This window comes from Acinetobacter harbinensis (assembly GCF_000816495.1).
GTDB lineage: Bacteria > Pseudomonadota > Gammaproteobacteria > Pseudomonadales > Moraxellaceae > Acinetobacter > Acinetobacter harbinensis.
In genome coordinates, this window is record NZ_JXBK01000002.1 from 156,438 (window position 1) to 157,127 (window position 690).

Annotated in this window: 1 protein-coding gene; it reads right to left on the reverse strand. The window is 28.4% G+C overall.

Annotated features, from left to right (window positions below; translation table 11 throughout):
• Positions 1 to 531: 531 nt before the first annotated feature.
• On the reverse strand, positions 532 to 690 hold a 159-nt coding region (locus SE27_RS14620; protein WP_455550013.1), incomplete at its 5' end, for an ArsR/SmtB family transcription factor.

The window sequence follows — 690 nt, forward strand, 5'->3', positions numbered from 1 at the left end:
TGAAATAAAGCAGTTCAATTTCTAGTTGTATGCATAAGTGGTTTTTAAACTTAGACGATATACTGTTTAAATTAAAAATCTAGAATAATCATATAAAAACTATCAAGTTGCAGATAAAAATAAAAATTATATACATCCAGTAATAAGAGTTATTTCTTTATTTTTATAAATAATTGCTCAAATGAAGGGTTATATAGTTTGTAGGCACTTAACCCTCAACTGTATAAGGAATTTCCCTTAAGATCAGTAGATAAAAATGATATATAAATCAAATGTCATTAATTTTTCTGACTATTGGGATCGAATAAGAATCTTTCTGGCTCTCAAAAAACTCTTATGCTTAAGGAAAATAAATAGCTTTTCTTAAGCAGGATTCTGGTTACTTAGAATCATATCTTTGAATGCAGAAAAGTAGATCAAACCAGAAAGATAATAACTAAAATCATCTAAAACAATAAAATTGCTGGAAAAGCCTGTATTTGAATCATTCAAGAAAGCGTTTTAATGAGGCTTTAAACGCAACCTATACATCTAAACTGCACAATATAAGGTATACAAAGTTTGCATAATAATTAAGACTTTATCATCAATAATTTTATAGTAGATATTTTTACCTTCTCGTCTGCAGCTCACCATATGTGCTTTACGTAACACGGTCAGCTGTTGTGAAAGTGTGGGCTGTAATATTTG